Genomic DNA, 22394 nt, shown 5'->3' with positions numbered 1-22394 from the left:
TGAATTATCCAACGGACGCACCGGGCCTGCCTGACGCAGGCCTTTGCGTTGCCACGTCAGGGTTGTTCAGCGTGATCCGCACCGGATCGGCGATTGCACTATCGGGATTTGCTTCAAGTGCATCTTGCAGCAGGGCCATGTTGCGTTCATACCCGCCCTTGTCCGTGTACAACTGGCTCAACAGCGAAGTGGCCACCGCCAGTGAGTCGGCGTTTTCAAAGGCTTTGGAACTGGCGTGGAGGTCATCGCCTTCATCAGTCACCGCAAGCTGCCCGGAGGCAAGGTTCAGCAGCGCCGACACATCCAGCGACTGCCCACCGCCGACATTGCCGGCGTCGCGGGCATAGGCGACATCACCGATCTGCGCAGGTCCGTGAAACAACTCATGGATCAAGTCGTCTGCGACCACATCATGGTTGAACCCCAGGCCGATGAAGTGCCTGTTGAGATTGGCGGTATAGATTTCAATGAACGTCGTATCGGATGGCCCGGTGGCACCTTTCCACTGCTGGTAAGCGCTCGTATCGAAAGCCGCGATGTGGTGGGTGTCCTTGAGCGGATCGAGAAGAAAATTACTGATGGACACGCCCGCAAAGTCCGCCCTGATCGCTCTCAGATAATTCCCCAACTGATTGATTGCCTCGTTCGAGTCGCTTCCCATCAGCAGTCTGGCGACCAGTTTGCGTTGAGCTTCGAAGTCACGATGGGTCAAGGCATTGATCGCGTTTTCGATTTTGGTCCGGGCTCGCGGCAGGCTTTGCTCAATGAACTGTCGGGTGTAACTGACGGGCAATGTCTTGGTGGAACGTGGCAATCGGACAGGGGCCACATAAGCAAAGTTGTTCAGTTTTGGTCCCCAGGCTTTGCCCAGACGGTCGAGGGCATACCATTGAAAATTGTTGCGTGCCGCCACCACCGTGAGCGTCTCACCGATTGCACCACGGGGACGCCAGTTACCCTGCCCGGTATGGAGGTTGTTGGCTGCGCGGATCAGGTCATAGGATTTATGAGTGCCATGGAGTCTGCCCAATTGGGACTTCGCCAGCCCGAGAAGCTCTTGCGCCTGCCTGCTGAAACGTAACGCGCCCTTGTGGATGAGCTTCCCGGCGCCATAAAACACCGTTGGTACATCATCCACGGGGTTGAACAAGGAAACAGACGTCATGAAGGCCAGCTGGGTCAAGCGCGCAGCTTTGGTCGTTGTCGAGATGGCTTTTGCCGAAATGCTCAGCGCTTTGGCGCCCGCCCCCACGAAGGCGCCTCCCAATGCAATAGTGTCCATGACGCATCCATAGATCCCGTCGACGACCTTGTTGTGTTCACCGGAAGATAAATCCTCGATGCATTTTTTAAACGGAACCACCAGATTCACGATGTAATCTGCAGTCTCTTCGCCCCTTTTGCGTTCGCTTTCGAGCGCTGTCGGCACGGTCGCCATTGATTCGATTTCGTCAAACGTGCGGAACGGATGATTGTTCACAACGAACTCGGCAATTCGCACCAGTTGCGGATTAGCGAAGTTCCCGTAGGTACTCTGCTGCCTCGCCGCCACAGACGCTGGCGCGGGGATTTCGCCGAGCTTTTCAATAATCGCCATGGAGCTGCTGGCGTCATTCTCAGCAACAACCCCGTCCGTGTATTCAACAACAGAGAGCGGTAACGATTCGGGAGGCGTGGGTCGAAGAGGCGCATTCAAATCCCCGTTGAAGTCCAACCTGGCTGCAGCCCGCAATTTGCCTGTTGAGATGATCAGCGAGGCGAGCGTGCTGTTTTTCCGCAGTTCACCGCGCAAGGTAAACAACTCATAACACGCGGCCGTGTTTCCGTGTGTAGCGCACATGACAATGCCAAAGCGTCCCTTGACAGCATCGTTACTGTGCTGGGTTTCGTAGGTCGTTGAAATAGGCACAGGCGATATTGAGAAGTAAGACTCGGTCCTGGTTGCCGGAAGACGAACGGTAAAAAAGCTGATCTTGCCTTTCAGAAAGATATCCAGATCATGGGGAAGCATGTGTGAAAGGGCCAATTTCACATTGGTCATCAGCGCTTTATTCAAATTGCCGTGATAGTCCCGTAATAGGCGATGGTATTCGGCATTGTTGGACGGCAGTCTCAGCAACCTTGGAAAGCGACTATAAAGGCTGGTGACGGAAGGATCGTAATAGGTTGGCCTTTTGTAATTGGTCAGGCCTGCATGCAAATCAGGTGTTTTGGAAATAACTTCGTCGGGAAAGACCGCACGAAAATCCCACTGGCCACCCGTCAGATCTCCCGACATATGCAAGCCGACCATCGACATGGGGTTAGGGGATGCATAGAGGCCGGGGCGTTGATAAAGCACTGTATCGTCGAGGAAATCACACTCCGGCACTGCGCCTTGCAACGCTTCGCGCGCCATGGTTTCGCGGTTGGGCATGGGGCTGGAATAGATGCGCGCAAGATGGGTGAAGTTCTCTGCGTATTCCTGGAACGCCGTGATTGCCTGCTCCGTGGTTTCCTTCGCCGCTTGGTTGAGTTCGCTTGCGCTGATAACGCCATTCATCAGTGCCCAATCGACAATCGGGTCAATCATTGCCAAATCCCGCAGTCGGGACAGTGGTTCGCTCACAGGCTCCAATTCGACATACGCCATGATTTGCGCATACGTCAGCACACGTGACGCGCCCTTCCTGACCGCTTCCGCCAGGGCAACGCCATGGCAAAAGGTCACCCAGGAAACCGAGCCCATCGTCAGCGCCGATGGAACGCCCCTGACCAGAAATTCCGGTGCGATCTCCGCCAGCAGCAGGTGACACGCCAGCGGTGCCGCGGCAGGATCAACCCAGCCTTTGGTATGGAGAAAGGCCTGCAACTCTTCACGCACCAAGGCTGGCGAGCGCTCAACATTGGTCGGCGTATATAAATCGAAACCACCGATACTCTTGCGCTCCTGGGTGCTGCCGAGAGTCGGATAAAGGTCCAGCAACAGACTGGTTATCAGCAGTTGCTCGAGATCTTGCGAAGAGACCTCTTGCCCGGATTGCGCACCGAACCAGTCCAACGCCTCCAGCAGTGTCCTGGCGCTGGCCTGGGCCACAGGATGCTTGACCAACTGAACCATCCGTTCAGCGGCGTTATCGTGCGTCGTCAGGCCGCGCCCGGTTTCGCGGTACAACTTATCCAGCAGTTTGGTGTGCTCGGCGACAAGTGGGATGACTTGCCGAATGGCAGCACGTTGCTCAGCCGACAAGACGGCCAACGTCGGGTCATCCGTAACGAGCTGGCCCCAATAGTTACCCAACTCGTCAACATCGGGATCAAACTCGAAAAGCGCAATCAGGTTTTTTACTTCGCTCGCATTTCGAGGAACTGCCAGGCCATGAAACTTCAGCCATTGCTCCACATCCACTAAATCTTCGGTATAAACGTAACCACCGGCCTGCCTGGCAATGTCCCCGACCACCAGCAGTTTCTGGTAGTAGTGGGACTGGTGGACGATATCCACGTCGACGACTTCCCACACGGCACTGTCTTTTCGAAATATCTCCAAGCCACCGGCTTCATTGATTCGGGTTGCCGCCATGTTCTCGGGGCGGTGGCGACGGAGCTCATCCATCACGACCGTGTAGTTGGCCAGGTGACTCCACGCCGCTCGACCCGGCATATGGACTTCATAAAGCGAAGACCCGTCTACCAATTCCAACTCATAGCCTTGCCAACTGTAATCCCCATCGCCCTCTTGCTCCTCGATAATAGTTGGCAACAGGTTTAGTACTGATTGTCGCTCGACAGCATCGGCCTTTAACCATTGATACTGCACCTCGGAAACTGAACCGGAAATTTGATAGTTTTTATATTTGAATTTTTCACACATAAAACAACCTCATGAATTTTATTATTCGACTGGTTAAACCCAGCCAAATCCTTACTTATTCACGAGTAACTAAACAGCAATAAACCACAAGAAAACATTTCAAGCATTAGAACCAACAAAGTTTAAGAGGCGCCTGCAATCAGTCAGCCAACCCCCATTCATCACTGGATGATCTTAATATCGAAGCTCCGTCCCTATGCAACTTAAGGTGCAACTTTAAATTGTTCAGCGAATCCGCATTTTTTAACGCTTCATCCTCGCTGATCACACCTTCCAGCACCAGTGCATACAGGGCGCCATCGAAGGTCTGCATCCCCAGCTCGGCGGACTTTTCCATGATGCTTTTAAGTTCGTCCAGCTCATTGCGCCGTATCAGGTCGCCTACGGTCGGCGTGCCCAGCATCACTTCTACCGCCGCCCTGCGTTGACCGTCACGAGTGCGCACCAGACGTTGGGAAACGAACGCTTTAAGGTTGTTGCCCAGGTCATGCAGCAGCTGCATCCGCCGTTCTTGCGGGAAGAAATTGATAATGCGATCCAGCGCCTGATGGGCGTTGTGAGCGTGCAAGGTGGAAATCACCAAATGCCCGGTGTCGGCAAACGCCAGCGCATGCTCCATGGTCTCGCGGTCGCGGATCTCACCGATCAGCACCACGTCGGGTGCCTGGCGCAGGGTGTTTTTCAGCGCGGTATGAAAACTGCGGGTATCGACGCCGACCTCGCGCTGATTGATGATCGATTTTTTGTGCCGGTGGATGTACTCGATAGGGTCTTCGATGGTGACGATATGCCCGCTGCTATGGCGGTTGCGGTAATCGATCAACGCCGCCAGCGAGGTCGACTTGCCCGAGTCGGTGGCGCCGACGAACAACATCAGCCCTTGTTTGAGCATCACCGTTTCCAGCAGCACGGGTGGCAACTTGAGGTCTTCGAAACGCGGAATGTCGAGCTTGATGTTGCGCACCACGATCGACACATCGTTGCGTTGCTTGAAAATATTGACCCGAAAGCGCCCGACACCCGCCAACGAGATCGCCAGGTTCATCTCCAGTTCCCGATCGAACTCCAGTCGCTGTTCGGCGTCCATGATGGACGCGGCAATCGCGGCGATTTCCCCCGGTTTGAACGGCTGTTCGGCCAAGGGTTTGAGTACACCGTCAAACCGGGCGCAGGGTGGCGCACCGGTGGACAGGTACAAATCGGAACCCTCTTGGCTGGACAGGGTCTTTAACAGCGCATCGATTTCCATGGCAAAAAACACCCGCGAAGCATTCAATGAACAGAAATGACCCGGAAAATCGGTCATTCAGCGTCTACCGCCCTAGGATAGTAGACGCCGTCACCCCGACCGACGTGCAGGACACCTTGATGAACGCAGTACCCACCGGCAGCGATGCCCAGGCCTTGATTGCCAGACTGGACTGGACGTGCACCCCGCTCGGCGCCGCCAGTGACTGGCCGCAGAGCCTGCGCACAGCGGTGGACATCGTGATTCACTCACCGATGCCGATGCTGTTGCTGTGGGGGCCGCAGCTTACGCAGATCTATAACGACGGCTTCGCGCTGCTGGCCGGCAGCAAGCATCCGCACGCTTTCGGACAACCGACGCACCAGATCTGGCCAGAACTCAAAGACTTTACCGACCCGATTTACAGTGCCGTCCTACAAGGCCAGGTGCGGACTTACAGCGAACAACGCTTCACCCTGCAACGCGACGGGAATGATTCCGACTTCTGGCTGGATTTGACCTACAGCCCGATCCGCGATGAACACGCCGACGTCGCCGGGATTCTGGTCACAGCCATCGAAACCAATGAACGCCGACGCATCGCCCTCGAACTGGAGCAGCGCTCGGCCGCCAGTCTGAAGGCGCAGCGCGAGACCGAGGAACGCCTGCAACTGGCGCTGGCCGCCACTGACGCCGTCGGCACCTGGGACTGGGACATCGGCGAAGACCGCTTCATTGCCGACGCACACTTCGCCCAACTGCATGGCATAGACCCGCTACTCGCCAGCCAGTTGCCCATCAGCGACTATCTCGAAGCTGTGCACCCGGAAGACCGCTCGATGGTCACTCGCGGCATCAAGCAGTGCATCACTCAGGGCAGCGAATACGCCGAGGAATATCGTCTGCTGCAACCCGACGGCCAGTTGCGCTGGGTGTTTGCCCGGGGCCGTTGTTACAAGGACCACCATGGCCGGCCGATCCGCTTCCTCGGCGCCGCGCTGGACCTGACCGAACGAAAACACACCGAACAGGCCTTGCGTCAGAGTCAGACCGAGCTGCAACTGATCATCAACGCCATGCCGATCCTGATCAGTTACGTCGACAGCGAGGAACGCTTTCGCCTGAACAACTCGGCGTACCTCGACTGGTACGGGCTGACGCCCCAAGAGCTTTACGGTCGGACCATTCGTGAGGTGCTGGGTGAAGAAGCCTACGCCTTGCGTGCCGAATACATCGCCGAAGCACTGGCGGGCAGGACCTGCTGTTTCAGCATCAGCACGCCACATCGTGATGGCAGCACTCGACAAGCCTTGATGAATTACCTGCCCCGCCACGGGCCGGATGGCGCGGTGAACGGTTTCTACATTTTCGTGATCGACGAAACCGAGCGCAAACAGACCGAAGAAGCCTTGCGCAACCTCAACGAAACCCTTGAGGAACGCGTCGCCGCCCGCACCCAGCAATTGGCCGAAGCGAACCAGCGCCTGCAAAACGAAATGTTCGAACGCGAGCGTGCCGAAGATGCCCTGCGCCATGCGCAAAAAATGGAAGCGGTCGGCCAGCTCACCGGTGGCATCGCCCATGACTTCAACAACATGCTCACCGGGATCATCGGCAGCCTCGACCTGATGCAGCGCTACATCGCCGATGGGCGTACCGCCGAGATCGGCCGTTTCACCGAAGCGGCGGTGTCGTCAGCCAACCGCGCAGCCGCCCTGACCCATCGCCTGCTCGCCTTCTCCCGACGCCAGTCGCTGGATCGCAAGCCGCTGAACGCCAACGAACTGATTCATTCTCTGGAAGACTTGCTCAGCCGCACCAAGGGCGAGCACATCGAGCTGAAACTGCAACTGGCCGATGAAGCCTGGCCGGTCAGCACCGACGTCAGCCAACTGGAAAACGCCCTGCTCAATCTGGTGATCAATGCGCGGGATGCCATGCCCGATGGCGGCGAGTTGCGTATCGAAACCGCCAATGTCTATCTGGACAGCAGCGACATCAACATTCTGGAACCCGTCAAGGCCGGGGATTACCTGATGATCGCCGTCAGTGACAACGGCACCGGCATGACCCCGAAAGTGTTGGCCAAGGCGTTCGATCCATTCTTCACCACCAAGCCTATCGGCCAGGGCACGGGGCTGGGTTTGTCGATGATCTACGGTTTTGCCCAGCAGTCGGGCGGCCACGTGAGCCTGTTCAGCCTGCCGGGCCAGGGCACCAGCGTGCGCCTGTTCTTGCCGCGCTTGCACGAGATGGAGCCGCAAGATGTGCTGACGCCGGTCATCGGCGAGGCACCTTCGGCGATAGCCGGGGAAACCGTGGTGTTGGTGGAAGATGATCCGGCGGTGCGCATGCTGGTATTCGATCTGCTCAAGGAGCTGGGTTATCGCGCCCACGAGGCCGAAGATGCGAAGACTGCCCTGCCCCTGCTCGAATCGGATCTGCGGGTCGATCTGCTGGTGACTGATGTCGGGCTGCCGGGCATGAACGGTCGGCAATTGGCAGAAATCGCCCGTCAGCACCGTCCGGAGCTCAAAGTGCTGTTCATGACCGGTTACGCGGAAATGGCCGCCGAGCGTCAGAGCTTCCTTGAGGAAGGCATGGACATGGTGGCCAAACCGTTTTCGGTTGACCTGCTGGCCAACAAGATTCGCACGATGATCGGCCAACCCGAGTGAGTTGAGGCATAATCGCGCGCCCCGATCCACCCACATAGCCACTACCGTTGCAAGGTACTCGCACCATGAAAGCTCAAGCCCGCCATATTCTGGTGAAAACCTCGGAAGAAGCCGAGCAGCTCAAACAACGCATCGCCAAGGGCGAAGCCTTCGATGTGCTGGCCAAGAAGTATTCCACCTGCCCGTCCGGCAAGCGCGGCGGTGATCTCGGTGAAGTACGGCCAGGGCAGATGGTCGGTGTGATTGATGCGGTGATTTTCAAGAAGCCGTTGCGGGTGGTGCATGGGCCGATCAAGAGCAAGTTTGGCTATCACCTGGTGCAGGTATTTTATCGGGATTGATGGGTTGGCTTGAGGGCCCCATCGCTGGCAGGCCAGCTCCCACAGGATTTGTGTGTTGATCACCAATTTGGGTACGACACAAACCTTGTGGGAGTGAGCCTGCTCGCGATCCGGTGGCGCAGCCAGCGGCCATTCACCACTTACTTGGGAATCAACGCCCCCGGCACCTGAATCACCCGACTCGCCAACCGATGCCCCGCCTCGGCCGCCTCCACCGGGCTCCCCCCCTTGAGCCGACTGGCCAGGTAAGCCGCACTGAACGAATCCCCCGCCGCCGTCGTGTCCACAACGCGTTCGACCTTCTGCGCCGGCACCTCGAACGACTCGCCCTCACAGCGAATCAGGCACGCTTCGGCACCACGCTTGAGCACCACTTCCGGCGTACCCACCTGCTCGTAAGCGGCGAACACCGCCTCGCAATCGGAAAAATGAAACAACGCCTGTTCGTCGTCGACAGTCAGCAACGCCAGATCGACATACGGCAACACGCTGCGATACGCCGCCCGAGCGTCCTCGATCGACGCCCACAAACGTGGCCGGTAGTTGTTGTCGAACACGATCCGTGCATCCCGCTGCCGCGCTTCGATCAGGGTTTCCAGCAACTTCTCCCGACCTTGCACACCGAGTACCGCCAGGGTGATGCCGCTGAAATACAGCACGTCGTAATCCGGCAGCGCCGCGAGGATCGGCGCGGCGGCTGGCGTGGTAAAGCAATCGCGGACGGCGGCTTCGTTGCGCCAGTACAAAAAGCGACGCTCACCGGCGGCGTCGGTCTGGATGCAGTACAAACCGGGCAAGCGACCGGGCAGGCGCTGGACCATGTCCAGGCCGATGTTTTCGGCGGCCCAGCTTCGGCACATGGCATCGCTGAAACTGTCATCGCCCAGGGCGGTGACGTAATCAACGCTGCCGCCTTCGCCGAGTTCCCGGGACAGATAGACCGCCGTGTTCAAGGTATCGCCGCCGAAGCTCTGTTGCAGACTGCCGTCGGCGCGGTGTTGCAACTCGATCATGCATTCGCCGATCAGGGCGATGCGCGGGATGTTGGGGCCGAGTGTGTTGATGGTGTTCATTGTTGTGGTGTCTCTGGTGGTTCGGTGGTGTCTCGGCGGGCGCCATCGCCAGCAAGCCGGCTCCTACAGGGGGAACGCATTCCATTGTAGGAGCCGGCTTGCTGGCGATGGCCGCGCCTCGGTCTGGAACCTTAGAAACAGGTTTCCATGGTTTCGATGACATTCAACTGCTCATCCACCAGACACCCCGTGCGCCACTTGTCGAACGTCAGGCACGGGTGCGAAGTGCCGAACGAAATGATGTCGCCCACCCGCAGTTCAATCCCCGGCGCCACGGTCATGAACGCGTGCTGATCCATCACCGCCGTCACCTTGCAGGCACTGACGTCGTCACCCTTTGCCGGCACCACACCAGCCTTGTAACGCAGCAACGGCACCGGCAGCCCGGCGTCGTAGGCCACGTCGCGCTTGCCCAGGGCGATCACCGCAAAACCCGGTTCTGGCAACGATTGCACATGGGCCCAGACTTCCAGCGCCGGGCGCAGGCCTTCGTGCAGATCGCTACGACGGTCGAGCACGCAGCATTGCGCTTCTTTATAGATGCCATGGTCGTGGGCTACGTAGCTGCCAGGACGCAAAACGCTGAGGAAACGCCCGCCAGCGTTCTGCGCTTCGAAGGACTCGGCGATCAGGTCATACCAGGCCGAACCCGACGCAGTGATGATCGGCTTGGCAATGGCGAACGCGCCGCTGTCCTGCAATTGCACCGCCAGACGCACCAGCGACGCGGCGAACGCGCGAATGCCGGTGACCGCATGATCACCGTGAATCACGCCTTCATAACCTTCGATACCAGTCAGTGCCAACGCGGGTTGTGCGCTGATGGCCTTGGCCAGGGCGATCACTTCCTCTTCGGTCCGGCAACCGCAACGGCCACCCACCACGCCGTACTCGATCATCACGTTCAGGCGCACACCGCGCGAGGCGAAATACGCGCCGAGGTCAGCGACGTTGTCTGGGTGATCGACCATGCAATGGAAATCGAACGTCGGGTCCGCCAGCAGATCGGCGATCAGCGCCATGTTCGGCGTCCCCACCAGTTGGTTGGCCATCAGCACCCGACGTACACCATGCGCGTACGCCGCGCGGGTTTGCGTGGCGCTGGCCAGGGTGATGCCCCAGGCGCCGGCGTCCAGTTGGCGGCGAAACAAGGCCGGGGTCATGCTGGTTTTGCCGTGAGGCGCGAGTTCGGCACCGCTGTTGCTGACGAACGCCTGCATCCAGCGAATGTTGTGTTCCAGCGCCTCGCGGTGCAGTACCAGCGCCGGCAGGCTGACGTCACGCACCAGATGGGCACCGGCCTGGGCAGAGCCCTTTTCCACGGCAGCAGTATTTTGGGCAGAAGACATGGTAGAACTCCTCACATTTTCGCGGCCGCGAACAGCCGCTGTTATTCGTTAATGCGACGGGCCAGGCGGTTGGCGTTGTCGATCAACACCCGGCGATAGTCGTTGTAATGCGTCTTGGCATCGGCCCGTGGGGCGACGATGCACAGGGTCGCAATGGCCACGCCGTTCGGGTCTTTGACCGGGGCGGCGAAGCAATGGGTAAAGGTGTCGGCGACACTGTCGAAGGAGAAAAAACCGTCGATACCGGCCTGACGGATTTCACCGAGAAACTGCTCCAGCGGCAGGCGTTCACCGTTGGGCAGGATGAAGTCGTCGTGATCGATCAGGTCGATGATTTCCTGGTCGCTCAGGTGCGCCAGCAACAGGCGCCCGGACGCGGTCCAGGGGATCGGCGCGTTCTCGCCGATGTCCGAGGAAATGCGGAAATGCCGCTCGCCCTCTTTCATCAATGCCACCGTGTATTTGCGCCCGTTGAGCAGGCACATCTGCGCGGTTTCATGGGTCTGGCTGACGATCTCCTGCAAGGCGTGATCGGCCTCTCGGGTCAGGTCGAAATGACGCAAATGCGCCTGCCCGAGGAAGTACAGCTGACGGCCGAGGTAGACGTGACCGTCCTTGCCCACGGGCTCCAGAATCCGCCGTTCGAGCAAGGACGCCACCAGCTCGTAGACCGTGGATTTCGGGCTGCCGATGCCACTGGCAATTTCATTCGGACGCAGGGGCTGGCCGATTTCCTTGAGGAAATCGAGGATATCGAACGCCCGGTCCAGACCGCGAGCCCGGCGCTTGATGGTGTCTTCGGTCATGTCAGTGTTTCCCAATCAAAGTGCCGGGAGTTTACCCAGAGTGCCGTGTCGACCGTTAGGCCGCCATCGCCGGCAAGCCGGCTCCTACAGGTTTGCGTGGTCCTTGTAGGAGCTGGCTTGCCAGCGATGGGCGCGACTCGGTTCAGGCCTTTTTCTTGTACGCGATGCAGTCGATCTCAACCTTGCAATCAACCATCATGTTCGCCTGCACGCAGGCCCGGGCCGGTGCGTGTTCGGGTTTGAAGTACTCGGAGAAGACCTTGTTGAAACTGGTGAAATCCCGCGGATCTTCCAGCCACACCCCGGCGCGCACCACGTCTTCGAGGCCATAACCGGCCTCTTCGAGAATCGCGATCAGGTTCTTCATGGTCTGGTGAGTCTGCTCGACGATGCCGCCAACAATGATCTCGCCATCCAACGCCGGCACCTGGCCAGAAACGTGCAGCCAGCCGTCGGCTTCAACGGCGCGGGCGAAAGGACGAGGCGTACCGCCAGCGGCGCTGCTGCCGGTGCCGTAACGAGTAATGCTCATGAGTGTTTCTCCTGATTGAAAAGCTAAAAGTTAAAACCGCGTGTTTTTGAGGAACTCAGCCAGACGCGGTGATTGCGGGCGTTCGAACAGCTCCTTGGGAGGCCCCTGCTCTTCGATACGCCCCTGATTCATGAATACGATCTTGTCCGAGACCTCGAAAGCGAAGCGCATTTCGTGGGTCACCAACAGCATGGTCATGCCATCCTCGGCCAGGCCCTTGATCACGCTCAGCACTTCGCCCACCAGTTCCGGGTCGAGGGCCGAGGTGACTTCGTCGAACAGCATCAGGCTCGGGTTCATTGCAATCGCCCGGGCAATCGCCACGCGCTGCTGCTGACCGCCCGACAACTGCCCCGGATAGTGATCGCGGCGCTCCAGCAAACCAACCCGCTCGAGCCATTTTTCGGCGAGCGCGACAGCCTCGTCCTTGTGCAGTTTTTTGACCTTGAGCAAACCCAAGGTGACGTTCTGCAGCGCGGTCAGGTGCGGGAACAGGTTGAACTGCTGGAACGCCATGCCGGTCATGGCGCGATGGCGGGCGATGACTTTTTCCGGGTGGCGTATGCGCTTGCCGTTGACCTCGTCATAGCCGATGGATTCGCCATCGAGCATGATCTGTCCGCCCTGGAATTCTTCGAGCATGTTCACGCAGCGCAGCAGCGTGGTCTTGCCCGAACCACTGGAGCCGATCAGCGTGACCACGTTGCCGCGCTGCATGGTCAGGTCGACGCCCTTGAGCACTTCGAGCTGGCCATATTTTTTGTGCAGCCCGCGAATGTCCAGCAAGGGCTGCTCATTTGGAACGTTCGAAACTTGAGGTTGAGTCATGGCAAGGCCACCCGCTTTTCAATGTGCCGGCCGAGTAATTCGATGGCGTAGTTGATGACGAAAAACAGAAATCCGGCGAACAGGTAAAACTCCAGCGTCATGAAGGTTCGGGCAATGATCTGCTGGGTGCTGAGCAGCAACTCGGCCACGCCGATCACCGACAGCAGCGTCGAGGCCTTGACGATCTCGGTGGACGAATTGACCCAGGTCGGCAGGATCTGCCGCAGCGCCTGAGGCAACAGCACATAACCGAGGGCTTGATAAAACGTCAGGCCAATCGCCTTGCTCGCTTCCATCTGACCGCTCGGCAACGCTTGCAGCGCGCCGCGCACAATCTCGGCGACGTGGGAACCGCAGAACAGCGTCAACCCCAAGGCTCCGGCCTGGAATGCACTGATCTGCCAGCCCAATGCGGGCGCCATGTAGAAGCAAGCGAGTACCAACACAAACACCGGCGTGCCGCGAATAATGTCCACGTAAAAACGGAACGGCGCACGCATCCAGAACTTGCCGTAAGTCAGCACCAGACCGGCGACTATGCCGACCATCGTGCCCAGCAAAATCGCCAGCGCCGAGACCTGCACACTGGTCAGGAAGCCTTGCCACAACACTTCGCGGGCAACCCATAACTCATGCAACCAACTGGGTGATTCGTACATGAGGGCCTCCTATCGGCGGATCGCCAGACGCTGCTCGAGGTAACGCAGCATCATGGCAATGAGGTAACAGGCCGCAACATAGAGCGCTGTGGTCACCAGCCAGGTTTCAATCACCCGGTAGCTCTCGACATTGATCTTGCGCGCGTAATAGGTCAGCTCGGGCACGGCAATCGCCGCCGCCAGCGAGGTGTCCTTGAACAGCGAAATGAAGTTGTTCGACAAGGCCGGCAGCACGTTGCGCAACATCACCGGCACAGTGACGTAGGCCTTGACCTGCCACTCGCCCAGGCCGATGGCCAACCCGGCTTCACGCTGGCCCTTGGGAATGCTCAACAACCCGCCACGGAACACTTCGGTCAGGTACGCCCCGGCATACAGCGACAGGGTGATGATGAACGACGGGATCTTGTCCAGACGAATCCCCAGGCTCGGCAACGCGAAGTAGATCAACAGAATCAACACCAGAATCGGCGTATTACGGATCACCGTCACATACACCGACGCCATCACCCGTAATGCGCGGTGCTTTGAGAGCAAAGCAAACGCCATCATCAGGCCGATCACGCAACCGATGGCGATCGACACCAGCGCCAGCTCCAGGCCCAGTCCGAGCCCCGCCAGCAAGGTGTCGAAATCGCGCCACACGGCGGCAAAGTTCAACTGATAGTTCATGGTCAGCAGTACCTTGAACGGGGCGCGTTATGGGCGCCCCACTCTCACGGGGTCATTTGAATTCGACGGGAAAACCGATGGCCGGGGTAGGCAGATCCACACCGAACCACTGTTTGAAGGACGCCGCATACGTCGGGAATTCAACGCCGGTCATGGCTTCATGCAACGTGGTGTTGACGAAGTTCAGCCAGTCCTGATCGCCGCGTTTAACTGCGCACGCGTACGTTTGCGGGCTCCAGGCGTAGGTCGGGCTGCGATAGCGACCGGGGTTCTGCACCATCAGGTACTTGACCGAAGACTGGTCGGTGGCAGCGGCGTCGGCACGACCGGAGTTCACGGCCTGGTACATCAAATCCACGCTGTCGTACTGATCGACCTTGGCCTTGGGCAGCGCCTGGTGCACCAGTTCTTCAGCGTAAACGTTCTGCAGCACCGCCACGGTCACGCTGTCATTGGCCGCCTTGAGGTCTTCGATTTCCTTGTACTTGCTGTTGGCCGGCAACAGCAGGCCGACACCTTCGCGGTAGTACGGCAGCGTGAACGCCACTTGCTGCGCACGGCTGGCGGTCACGGTAATGAACTGGCAACTCATGTCGACCTTGTCGGTCAGCAGGTTGGGAATCCGCGCATCGGACGACTGCACCACGAACTCGACCTTGCTCGGGTCGTTGAACAACCCTTTGGCGACCATTCGCGCGATATCGATATCGAACCCCTGCAACTTGCCGTCCGCTCCCTGGAAATGCCACGGCGCATTGGTACTGCCCGTGCCCACGATCAGTTTCCCACGGGCCAGCACGCTATCGAGCTTGCTGTCCGCCGCCTGGGCTACGCCCATGGCAGCAGCCGAAGCTGCAAAAAGAAAAACACACGCTTTAAACAAGGAAGGTCGGCGATGCATGGCAAGCACTCCAGGATGATGTTTATTCCGCTATACCGGAACTTAGTATGTAACAACGGAATAGACAGCAGAAAGTGTGCCACAGGTTGTGGAGAGAATGTTGGGGAGATTGAAAAGTCTTGTGAATCAGCGGGATGCGCGAAAGCGCGGAAAAGGTGTTACGAAACGTAGAGAAGAGAAGCGCTACCGTTTGCTACGAAGGGCGAGTATCAGGTTCACAATCGGTGCGTGATGCACCTGGAACGAATGGAAGGTGCATTGAGGAATTAACGGTCAATTCTGAACTGTTCCTTCAAGTTTGCTCTGGGCTTCTTTCATTCTTTCCAGACCGTTTCAGCAAACACCAGCTCATAGATCATCAATTGAAACTTTTATGGTCGGGTCGTTTTCTCGTTCATGACAAAAGGAAATCAACTCCAAATCTTCTAGTCTGGAGATCACGGCTTCGTCCTCTTTGGCCGGGACGCAACAAAACACTGGTCCATCTCGGTTGAGTATTGCAACGGATTGGACGCCGCCAGCGGCAAGCAAGCCCATGGGCTTCTTTTTCAATTCTGAGATACTCGCGCCAAGATGCAGAAGAACAAAAAATATCACGTCACGCGTTTCGCCATTTCCGAGTCTGCTGTGGGCCAGATCCCGAAACACGGCCATACACGTCCGAGTTGCTGTAGGAAAAAAACCACCGGTTTCACCAACCCGAAGCCCGTCTCTACGAGGCCACGCAACCTATCGAATCAAAATCTTTTACTTGGCATATCGAACGACTAGCATATGGCCGGCAGCCCACCCGTCCGACGGGTCAAAGACAAGGATGTTTTACATGAGTGCGATCGGCAGTTTTCTATCGTCCATACTCGGCGGTGCAACCATAATCGACCGAGCATTTGCTGCAATTAATTGACATCAATCAAGCCTCAAACCCAATTGGACAAGCTCCAATCCGGCTGCTTTCATTTACATCTCAGTAAGCGGCAAAGCATTGCTGGCCTTGAGCCAGAGCCTTGCCACATTCCCAGGAGGGGTCAATGTCTTTCAACATCATGATGGTTTTCGGTACGCGTCCGGAGGCCATCAAGATGGCGCCACTCGCCAGAGTGTTGCGTCAATTGTCCGGGGGCAGACTGAGCTTCTGCGCCACCGGCCAACAGGATGACGAGGTCCACTTCGAACGCATGAGCCGCGTTCACAACCCCTTCGGCGACGGCCACGCCAGCGAACGCTTCGGCACTCGATTGTTCGAGTGGCTGAATGTGCGCTCGGCGGCGGTCAAAGCACGATGACTTTCGGTTTTGTCGATTTTTTTGCCTACGTCCTGTTCGGTCTCAAATACCTCGCGATCACCCTGGCGTTATTGATGTTCCTCCTCGGGCTCGATGACCTGTTCATCGACCTCGTGTACTGGGGCCGCAAGCTGGTCCGACGCTGGCGGATCTACGAAAAATTCAAGCGCGCGGATGAAGAGCGCCTTTACGCCATCGCCGAAAAACCCCTGGCAATCATGGTCCCGGCGTGGAACGAAGTCGGTGTGGTCGGTGAAATGGCGCGCCTGGCGGCGTCGACCATCGATTACGAGAACTATCAGATTTTCGTCGGTACGTACCCCAACGATGCCGAGACGCAGGCCGACGTCGATGCGGTCTGCCAGCACTACCCCAACGTGCACAAAGTGGTCTGCGCCCGCCCCGGCCCCACCAGTAAGGCCGACTGCCTGAACAACATCATCGATGCGATCCTGCGCTTTGAAAGCGAGGCGAAAATCCAGTTTTCCGGGTTCATTCTGCACGATGCCGAAGACGTGATTTCGCCGATGGAATTGCGCCTCTTCAACTACCTGCTGCCGGCCAAGGACCTGATCCAGATTCCGGTCTACCCCTATGCGCCGGAGTGGCGAGGCTTCACCGCCGGGCATTACGTCGACGAGTTCGCCGAGAACCATGGCAAGGATGTAATCGTCCGCGAAGCCATGACCGGCCAGGTGCCCAGCGCCGGGGTCGGCACCTGCTTCAGCCGTAAAGCCATCAGTGCCCTGCTCGAAGACGGTGACGGCATCGCCTTCGACGTGCAGAGCCTGACCGAAGACTACGACATCGGTTTCCGCCTCAAGCAAAAAGGCATGAAGTGCATCTTTGCCCGTTACTCGGTGACCGACCCGAAACTGGCGCTCGAACAGCCCTGGGCGTTCGGCATGGACCGCGTGTTTTCCCAGGTCATCTGCGTTCGCGAGCATTTCCCCCGGGACTTTCAGCATGCCATCCGCCAGAAATCGCGCTGGATCGTCGGCATCGTCTTTCAAGGCACCAAGAACCTCGGCTGGAGCCCCACGGGCGTGCTCAACTATTTCCTCTGGCGCGACCGTCGCGGCATGATCGCTTACCTACTGAGTTTCCTGGTGAACCTGTTGTGCCTCGTGCTGCTGGCGATGTGGCTGATGACAGTGATTGCACCCACCGCCTGGCGCTATCCGTCGATCCTGTCCAACAGCCCGGTGCTCGCTACGCTCTTGTGGCTCAACGGTTTGATGCTGATCAATCGGCTGTTCCAGCGTGGCTGGTTCGTCACCCGTTACTACGGGCTCGTCGAAGGCCTGTTGTCGGCACCGCGCATGATATGGAGCAACTTCATCAACTTCTTCGCCAACGTGCGGGCGCTGCGCCAGGTCATGGAAATGGGCGATTCGCGCCGTGTGGCGTGGGACAAGACCACCCACGAATTCCCGGCCCTGACCAAAGCCCAGCGCACGCCGCTGGGTCATCGCCTGGTGGAAAAAGGCCTGCTCACCGAAGAGCAACTGGAAGCGGCGATCACCAACCCGATACGCCGGCGTCTGGGCCACGAACTGCTGCTGCGTGAACACATCGACAGCACGCAACTGGTAGAAACCCTCGCCGAGCAGCTGGATCTCGAATGGGCACCACTGAACCCGTTCAAACTCGACAAGCGCCTGATCGATGCCGTGCCGCGCAAGATCGCCTCCCACTACGGCGTGCTGCCGGTGGCCGAGGAAGGCAACACCCTGGTGCTGGCCTCCGAAGGGCCGGTGAGCCAGGTCTCCCTCGGCGCCATCAGCCGTCAATTGAAACGCCCGGTGCGCTGCCGTCTTGCGCCTCAGGGCCGGGTCACGCTGGGTATCCGCTACTGGTACGCCAGCCCCCGCCAGAATAAGGAAGTGCACCACATGCTCGAAGTGCTTGAGCGTCATCAGGACGATGAAGCCTTGCTCGAACGCGTCAGCCATCACCAGGTGCTGCTGGGCAATCTGCTGCAAGTGCGCGGCATGGTCCCGCCGAGCCTGTTCAATCAGGCTTTGATCGACTTCGATGCCGAGCACATGTCCTTGGGTGAACACCTCATCTCGCGCGGCATGATCACGCAGGAAGTGCTCGAACAGGCCCTGGCCGACCAGGCCAGTGAACAGCAAGCGGCCTTCCGCATTGTCCGGGAGGTTGCATGAAGCCTGATCGTCATGCCCTCCTCATTGGCAGTCTGTTGCTGAGCCTGGCCACCAGCTCATGGGTACAGGCTGAACCGCTGACCGAGTTCGAACAATTTCGCAGTTTCCCCTACATGGATCGCAGCTACCGCGAAGCGAAAAAGGGCAACTGGGCCGAGGTCGAACGGCTGATGCGCCACCTGCTGGTCAAGGTGCCGAAAAACGATGAAGCCCGCGCCCTGTTGGTGGAAGCGCTGGCCAAGCAACGACGGTACAAGGATGCCGTGCAGGCGCTGCCGGACAACCCGGACAACAACGACGCCCTGCTCAACCTGCGCCTGACCTGGATCGAACAGGATCCTCCGGGCAGCGAGCAAGTAGAACAATGGATTGCCAACAGCAACCTCAGCCAGCGAGTACGCCTGTGGCAGGCCTATAGCTTGAGCCTCGCGAAGTTTGGTGGCGCTGGCAGGGCTCACGACTGGCTGGCACAACTGACGCCCAAGGGTGACGACAACATCCTGCAACTGGCCCGCTCCAATTGGTCCGAGCAATTGCGCGACTGGAACGGCACCATCGAGCAACTGGCGCCATTGGCCGCCAGCGATCAACTGGACGCCGAAGGCTGGCAGCGACTGGCCAACGCCTATGTGCAGCGGCTCGACGAACAGCCTTTGCAGCAATTGCTGCAGCAAGCCCCGTCACCCGAAGCCGCGCGCAAGGCACGCCTCGCGATGATCGATCGGGCGATCGCCATGGGCCAAGTGCAACAGGCTCAACGCTGGATTCAATCATTGCCCGCCAGCGAACTGGCGGATCCGGCGCAACGCCAGCGCCTGTGGGAACTGGCTCGACAAAGCGGCGATATACCGACTGTGCAACGCTTGAGTAGCGAATTGCAGCGCCCGTGCCTGGAGACGGCCGAATGGTTGTCCGGTCGCGATCCGCAAGCCGCACGCACGCAGCTGCGTGACTGCCAGCCGAACGATGACCCGCAAAAATGGTTGATCCTGGCCCAGCGCCTGCAAGACACCGAGCTGCTGCAAGGCACGCGCCTGCCCGAACCCTGGGACAGTCGCCGCCAGGCACGGCTGCTGGACATCTGGCAGGACCAGGGCGAGAGCGACAAGGTCATGGCCTGGCTCGCCGGCCAGCCACAGACGGCTGACGTGGTCAAACGCCGGGCCGAACTGGTGCAAGCCCTGGGTCGCAATACAGAAGCCGCGACGCTCTGGGAGCGACACTACCAGCAGACCGGCAACCTCGGCTCGCTCAATCAGGCAACGTATCTGGCGCTGAACGCCGGCCAGCGCGAACACGCGCAACAGTTGCTCGAAAACGCCTATGACCGTCATGGCGGCAAGTTGCCCGTTGCCCTGCTGCAACGGCTGGCGGGGCTCTATGCCTCATCGACGCCGACCCCGGCGCAGCAGAAACGCATGGTGTCGCTGCTCAATCGCGTCGATCCCGTCACACGCGGCCAACTGCTGGCGCAACTGGCCGAGAAAGGTCAGTGCGACGCGGTGCAACAAGCCATTGGCGACCACCCGCAGGTCGCAGGCGACTATCGAGCCCTGGGCAGTTGCGCCATGCCGGATCGGCCGGGTGAAGCCGTCGTCTACTACCAGACCGCAGAAAAACTCGGCGACCGTGGCAGTCGTCTGCCGCTGGCGTATGCGCTGGAAGCGTCCGGTGATTCGGCGGGCGCCCTGGCCATCTGGCGCAGCCTGCCGGAGGCTGAGTTGAGCGATAACGCCAAACTGACGGCCAGCCGCAGCGCCCTCACCGCGGGCGACACGCAGCTCGCAGAACGTTACTGGCAACACAGTCGCGCCCGAGGGGCCAATGAATGGGCGCTGGGTGCGGCGATTGCCGACGCGCGCGGCGATCATCACGAAGCATTGCAACGTCAGCGTTCAGCCTTGCAGCAGGCGCCGGATGCCGGGCATTTCTACGCAGCGTCGGTCACCGCGCAAAAGGCCGGCGAACTGGAACAAAGCACCGCGTGGCTCGCCGAAGCCGTGCGTCGCGAACCGCACAACCCGCGCTATCGCGCCGATTACGGCATGCGTCTCGCGGGGGCCGACACCCGGGAACAGCGCGCCCACGCCATCCCTTATCTGCAAAGCGCCACCCGTGATTTTCCGGAAGACTATCGCCTCGGCGAAACCCTGGCGCTGCGTTATGACGAAGTGAAGGACAGCGCGGCGGCACGCAAGGAATTGCGCCGGGTCATTGACCTGGAACAGCACCCGGTAGCCGCCGACGATGAGGACGGCAGCATGGAAGCCAGGCGTTATCGCCAGCGCCGCGCTCACGAAACCCTGTCCCGTCGCGACAGCCGCACGCTGGCCAGCACCTGGTCACCGGCCGGCGTCTCGACCAACGACAGCTTCCGCCCCAACGGCACCTTGCGCGACAGCTCACGACGCGCCACCTCACAGAACGTACAAGTGGCGATCTGGGACCATGCGCTCGGCGAAGAGCCGAGTCGCGCCGGCAGCACGTTGTCGGTTTATGGCCGCGTACTGCTTGGCGGTCAGGGTCGATCGAGTTACGGCGAATCCCTCGGCACCGGCGTGGGTCTGCGCTACAAGCCCTGGGGTACGGCGAACATCAACTTCTACGGCGAGCTCTACAAACAGAGTTCGTTCGATGACAACGACAATCAGCGCCTGAGCCTGGGTCAATTGCTGATTCCTGAAAAACTCGCCGACCAGTTCAACGATCACCGCCAGGACGGTCACACCAGCACTGATTACCTGTTGCGTGCCACGGCCTCGTTTCTTGATCAGGGACGATTCCGCAACGACTGGCGCATTGATGAAAACGATTGGGAGGAACGCTTCCTCTACCTCGACGCCGCGTGGTGGACCAAGGCCGGTGATCACCAATGGCTGTCGCGCTTCCAGCAAGGTCACACCTGGAAGTTGCCGTTCAACGGTGCGCAAACCGTCATGCCGTACGGCTTTCTCGAGTTCGCCAGCCAGGACCCGAACAATGACTGGCGCCAGGACCTGCGCACCGGTATCGGCCTGCGCTGGCAATGGTGGTTCGACGACGACATCTACAACGCTTACCGCGCGCACCTGACGGTTCGTACCGAGTATCAGCAATCCCTGAGCGGCAACCTGTATGAAGGCGGCAACGGTGTGTTGCTGGGTGTGGAGTTGAATTTCTGATGACGCGTTTTCTCCTGGTTCTTTGCCTGTTAATGAGCAGCACAATGGCCCGCGCCGATGAGCGGATTTTTTACCAACCCCTGAACGTCGACGCCAGTCTGAGCCAGGCGCAATGGCAGCGGATCTGGCAGGACACCGCTCAACACGGCGTGCAGACCGTCATCGTGCAATGGACGGCGTACGGTGATTCAAACTTCGGTGGCGCCGATGGCTGGCTCGCCAACAGTTTGAAACTGGCCCACGAGCAAGGCCTGAAACTGGTACTGGGCCTAAACATGGACCCGGCCTATTACCAGCGTATCGATGAGCTGGACAGCGCCGGGCTCGCGGCTTATTGGCAGGTGCAACTCGGTCAGTCGCTGGCCCAGCAACAGCGGCTGCGCCTGGACTGGAAGTTGCCGATCAGCGGTTGGTACCTGCCGATGGAGCTTGATGACTTTCACTTCCTGGCGGTCGAGCGACGGCAAATTCTGCAGCGCCAACTCAAGGATTTCGCCGGCAAACTGGACGCACCGCTGCACGTCAGCGCCTTCACGGCCGGCAAACTTGCGCCACAGGTCAATGGCCAGTGGCTCGATGGGCTGACGAGCGTGGGTGTTCAAGTGTGGTGGCAGGACGGCGCGGGCACCGGGCGTTTACCGCCACTGGTGCGCAACGGCTACGCCAGCGCGCTGCCCTGCCCGGTCGGCATCGTGCGCGAAGCGTTCCGGCAGGTCAGCGCCGAAGGCCAGCCGTTCCGCGCAGAGCCGGCCACCCCGGACGCCTCCTCGGCAGGTTGCCATCCGACGGCGGTGTTTTCCCTGCGTTATCGACCGTGGGGCAAGGTGATTCTCGACAATCAGCGCAAGCAATAGGTCGG

The 22394-nt window shown here is 59.3% G+C and carries 16 protein-coding genes and 1 pseudogene; 6 read left to right on the top strand and 11 right to left on the bottom strand.

Features of this window, described 5'->3' with window-relative positions; translation table 11 throughout:
- Window positions 1-4: 4 nt before the first annotated feature.
- Together IB254_RS01580 and IB254_RS01575 are read right to left on the bottom strand one after the other, a co-directional pair.
- Window positions 5-3853: a hypothetical protein gene (locus tag IB254_RS01580; protein ID WP_192416079.1), complete on the bottom strand. Its 3849-nt coding sequence runs from the start codon at window positions 3851-3853 to the stop codon at window positions 5-7.
- A gap of 139 nt (window positions 3854-3992) precedes the next feature.
- Complete coding sequence (locus IB254_RS01575) at window positions 3993-5102, bottom strand: PilT/PilU family type 4a pilus ATPase (protein ID WP_192416610.1); 1110 nt, start codon at window positions 5100-5102, stop codon at window positions 3993-3995.
- A gap of 119 nt (window positions 5103-5221) precedes the next feature.
- On the opposite strand from IB254_RS01575, the gene IB254_RS01570 reads away from it, so the two are divergent.
- Both IB254_RS01570 and IB254_RS01565 read left to right on the top strand, forming a co-directional pair.
- Entirely contained in the window at window positions 5222-7759 is a 2538-nt protein-coding gene (locus IB254_RS01570) for a PAS domain-containing protein (protein ID WP_192416074.1), read from the top strand.
- Between the two features lie 65 nt (window positions 7760-7824).
- Window positions 7825-8100, top strand: coding sequence for a peptidylprolyl isomerase (locus IB254_RS01565; RefSeq protein WP_007898282.1), 276 nt, complete (start codon window positions 7825-7827; stop codon window positions 8098-8100).
- A gap of 140 nt (window positions 8101-8240) precedes the next feature.
- Here IB254_RS01565 and IB254_RS01560 read toward each other — a convergent pair whose 3' ends face one another.
- The 9 genes from IB254_RS01560 to IB254_RS01520 all read right to left on the bottom strand — a co-directional run bounded on the left by IB254_RS01560 (window position 8241) and on the right by IB254_RS01520 (window position 15574).
- Window positions 8241-9173, bottom strand: coding sequence for a sugar kinase (locus IB254_RS01560; RefSeq protein ID WP_192416067.1), 933 nt, complete (start codon window positions 9171-9173; stop codon window positions 8241-8243).
- A gap of 131 nt (window positions 9174-9304) precedes the next feature.
- Window positions 9305-10522 carry an amino acid deaminase gene (locus tag IB254_RS01555; RefSeq protein WP_192416065.1) on the bottom strand — a complete coding sequence of 406 codons (1218 nt, stop codon included), beginning with the start codon at window positions 10520-10522 and terminating at the stop codon, window positions 9305-9307.
- Window positions 10523-10563: 41 nt separating this feature from the next.
- Complete coding sequence (locus IB254_RS01550) at window positions 10564-11328, bottom strand: IclR family transcriptional regulator (RefSeq protein ID WP_008033782.1); 765 nt, start codon at window positions 11326-11328, stop codon at window positions 10564-10566.
- A 142-nt stretch (window positions 11329-11470) separates the two neighbouring features.
- Window positions 11471-11860: a RidA family protein gene (locus IB254_RS01545; RefSeq protein WP_008033044.1), complete on the bottom strand. Its 390-nt coding sequence runs from the start codon at window positions 11858-11860 to the stop codon at window positions 11471-11473.
- A 30-nt stretch (window positions 11861-11890) separates the two neighbouring features.
- A complete protein-coding gene (locus IB254_RS01540; protein ID WP_008033043.1) occupies window positions 11891-12688 on the bottom strand; it encodes an amino acid ABC transporter ATP-binding protein in 798 nt (265 codons plus the stop codon).
- On the bottom strand, window positions 12685-13347 hold the full coding sequence (locus tag IB254_RS01535) for an amino acid ABC transporter permease (RefSeq protein ID WP_008033040.1): 663 nt from the start codon (window positions 13345-13347) through the stop codon (window positions 12685-12687). Before IB254_RS01535 ends, IB254_RS01540 begins: the two co-directional genes overlap by 4 nt.
- 9 nt (window positions 13348-13356) lie before the next feature.
- A complete protein-coding gene (locus IB254_RS01530) occupies window positions 13357-14019 on the bottom strand; it encodes an amino acid ABC transporter permease (protein ID WP_008033038.1) in 663 nt (220 codons plus the stop codon).
- 52 nt (window positions 14020-14071) lie between these two features.
- Window positions 14072-14920, bottom strand: a complete 849-nt coding sequence (locus IB254_RS01525; RefSeq protein ID WP_008033036.1) for a transporter substrate-binding domain-containing protein — start codon at window positions 14918-14920, stop codon at window positions 14072-14074.
- A gap of 348 nt (window positions 14921-15268) precedes the next feature.
- A complete protein-coding gene (locus IB254_RS01520; RefSeq protein WP_225602221.1) occupies window positions 15269-15574 on the bottom strand; it encodes a plasmid stabilization protein in 306 nt (101 codons plus the stop codon).
- Window positions 15575-15948: 374 nt separating this feature from the next.
- Here IB254_RS01520 and IB254_RS01515 point away from each other — a divergent pair.
- From IB254_RS01515 to IB254_RS01500, 4 genes and pseudogenes are all read left to right on the top strand, one after another.
- Window positions 15949-16119, top strand: a pseudogene (locus IB254_RS01515) (UDP-N-acetylglucosamine 2-epimerase (non-hydrolyzing)); the annotation flags it as partial.
- A gap of 80 nt (window positions 16120-16199) precedes the next feature.
- Window positions 16200-18374 carry a cyclic di-3',5'-guanylate-activated glycosyltransferase NrfB gene (gene nrfB / locus IB254_RS01510; protein ID WP_192416062.1) on the top strand — a complete coding sequence of 725 codons (2175 nt, stop codon included), beginning with the start codon at window positions 16200-16202 and terminating at the stop codon, window positions 18372-18374.
- Window positions 18371-21535 carry an NfrA family protein gene (locus IB254_RS01505; protein WP_192416059.1) on the top strand — a complete coding sequence of 1055 codons (3165 nt, stop codon included), beginning with the start codon at window positions 18371-18373 and terminating at the stop codon, window positions 21533-21535. The genes nrfB and IB254_RS01505 overlap by 4 nt, the downstream gene beginning before the upstream one ends.
- The gene (locus IB254_RS01500; protein WP_192416058.1) at window positions 21535-22389 is read left to right on the top strand and encodes a DUF4434 family protein; all 855 of its coding nucleotides are present in this window, start codon (window positions 21535-21537) and stop codon (window positions 22387-22389) included. The genes IB254_RS01505 and IB254_RS01500 overlap by 1 nt, the downstream gene beginning before the upstream one ends.
- Window positions 22390-22394: the final 5 nt, after the last annotated feature.

The sequence above is a fragment of the Pseudomonas sp. PDM03 genome, assembly GCF_014852385.1.
GTDB classification, from domain to species: domain Bacteria; phylum Pseudomonadota; class Gammaproteobacteria; order Pseudomonadales; family Pseudomonadaceae; genus Aquipseudomonas; species Aquipseudomonas migulae.
Note: the sequence above shows the minus strand (reverse complement) of the source record. Positions and strands in the feature narration are given on the sequence as shown.

Excerpts from the sequence above, each read along its gene's own strand:
- IB254_RS01525 (WP_008033036.1), bottom strand. The coding sequence starts at position 14,920 with ATGCATCGCCGACCTTCCTTGTTTAAAGCGTGTGTTTTTCTTTTTGCA.
- IB254_RS01560 (WP_192416067.1), bottom strand. The coding sequence starts at position 9,173 with ATGAACACCATCAACACACTCGGCCCCAACATCCCGCGCATCGCCCTG.
- IB254_RS01500 (WP_192416058.1), top strand. The coding sequence starts at position 21,535 with ATGACGCGTTTTCTCCTGGTTCTTTGCCTGTTAATGAGCAGCACAATG.
- IB254_RS01565 (WP_007898282.1), top strand. The coding sequence starts at position 7,825 with ATGAAAGCTCAAGCCCGCCATATTCTGGTGAAAACCTCGGAAGAAGCC.
- IB254_RS01545 (WP_008033044.1), bottom strand. The coding sequence starts at position 11,860 with ATGAGCATTACTCGTTACGGCACCGGCAGCAGCGCCGCTGGCGGTACG.
- IB254_RS01580 (WP_192416079.1), bottom strand. The coding sequence starts at position 3,853 with ATGTGTGAAAAATTCAAATATAAAAACTATCAAATTTCCGGTTCAGTT.
- IB254_RS01555 (WP_192416065.1), bottom strand. The coding sequence starts at position 10,522 with ATGTCTTCTGCCCAAAATACTGCTGCCGTGGAAAAGGGCTCTGCCCAG.
- IB254_RS01535 (WP_008033040.1), bottom strand. The coding sequence starts at position 13,347 with ATGTACGAATCACCCAGTTGGTTGCATGAGTTATGGGTTGCCCGCGAA.
- IB254_RS01570 (WP_192416074.1), top strand. The coding sequence starts at position 5,222 with ATGAACGCAGTACCCACCGGCAGCGATGCCCAGGCCTTGATTGCCAGA.
- IB254_RS01575 (WP_192416610.1), bottom strand. The coding sequence starts at position 5,102 with ATGGAAATCGATGCGCTGTTAAAGACCCTGTCCAGCCAAGAGGGTTCC.
- IB254_RS01530 (WP_008033038.1), bottom strand. The coding sequence starts at position 14,019 with ATGAACTATCAGTTGAACTTTGCCGCCGTGTGGCGCGATTTCGACACC.
- IB254_RS01505 (WP_192416059.1), top strand. The coding sequence starts at position 18,371 with ATGAAGCCTGATCGTCATGCCCTCCTCATTGGCAGTCTGTTGCTGAGC.
- IB254_RS01520 (WP_225602221.1), bottom strand. The coding sequence starts at position 15,574 with ATGGCCGTGTTTCGGGATCTGGCCCACAGCAGACTCGGAAATGGCGAA.
- IB254_RS01540 (WP_008033043.1), bottom strand. The coding sequence starts at position 12,688 with ATGACTCAACCTCAAGTTTCGAACGTTCCAAATGAGCAGCCCTTGCTG.
- nrfB (WP_192416062.1), top strand. The coding sequence starts at position 16,200 with ATGACTTTCGGTTTTGTCGATTTTTTTGCCTACGTCCTGTTCGGTCTC.
- IB254_RS01550 (WP_008033782.1), bottom strand. The coding sequence starts at position 11,328 with ATGACCGAAGACACCATCAAGCGCCGGGCTCGCGGTCTGGACCGGGCG.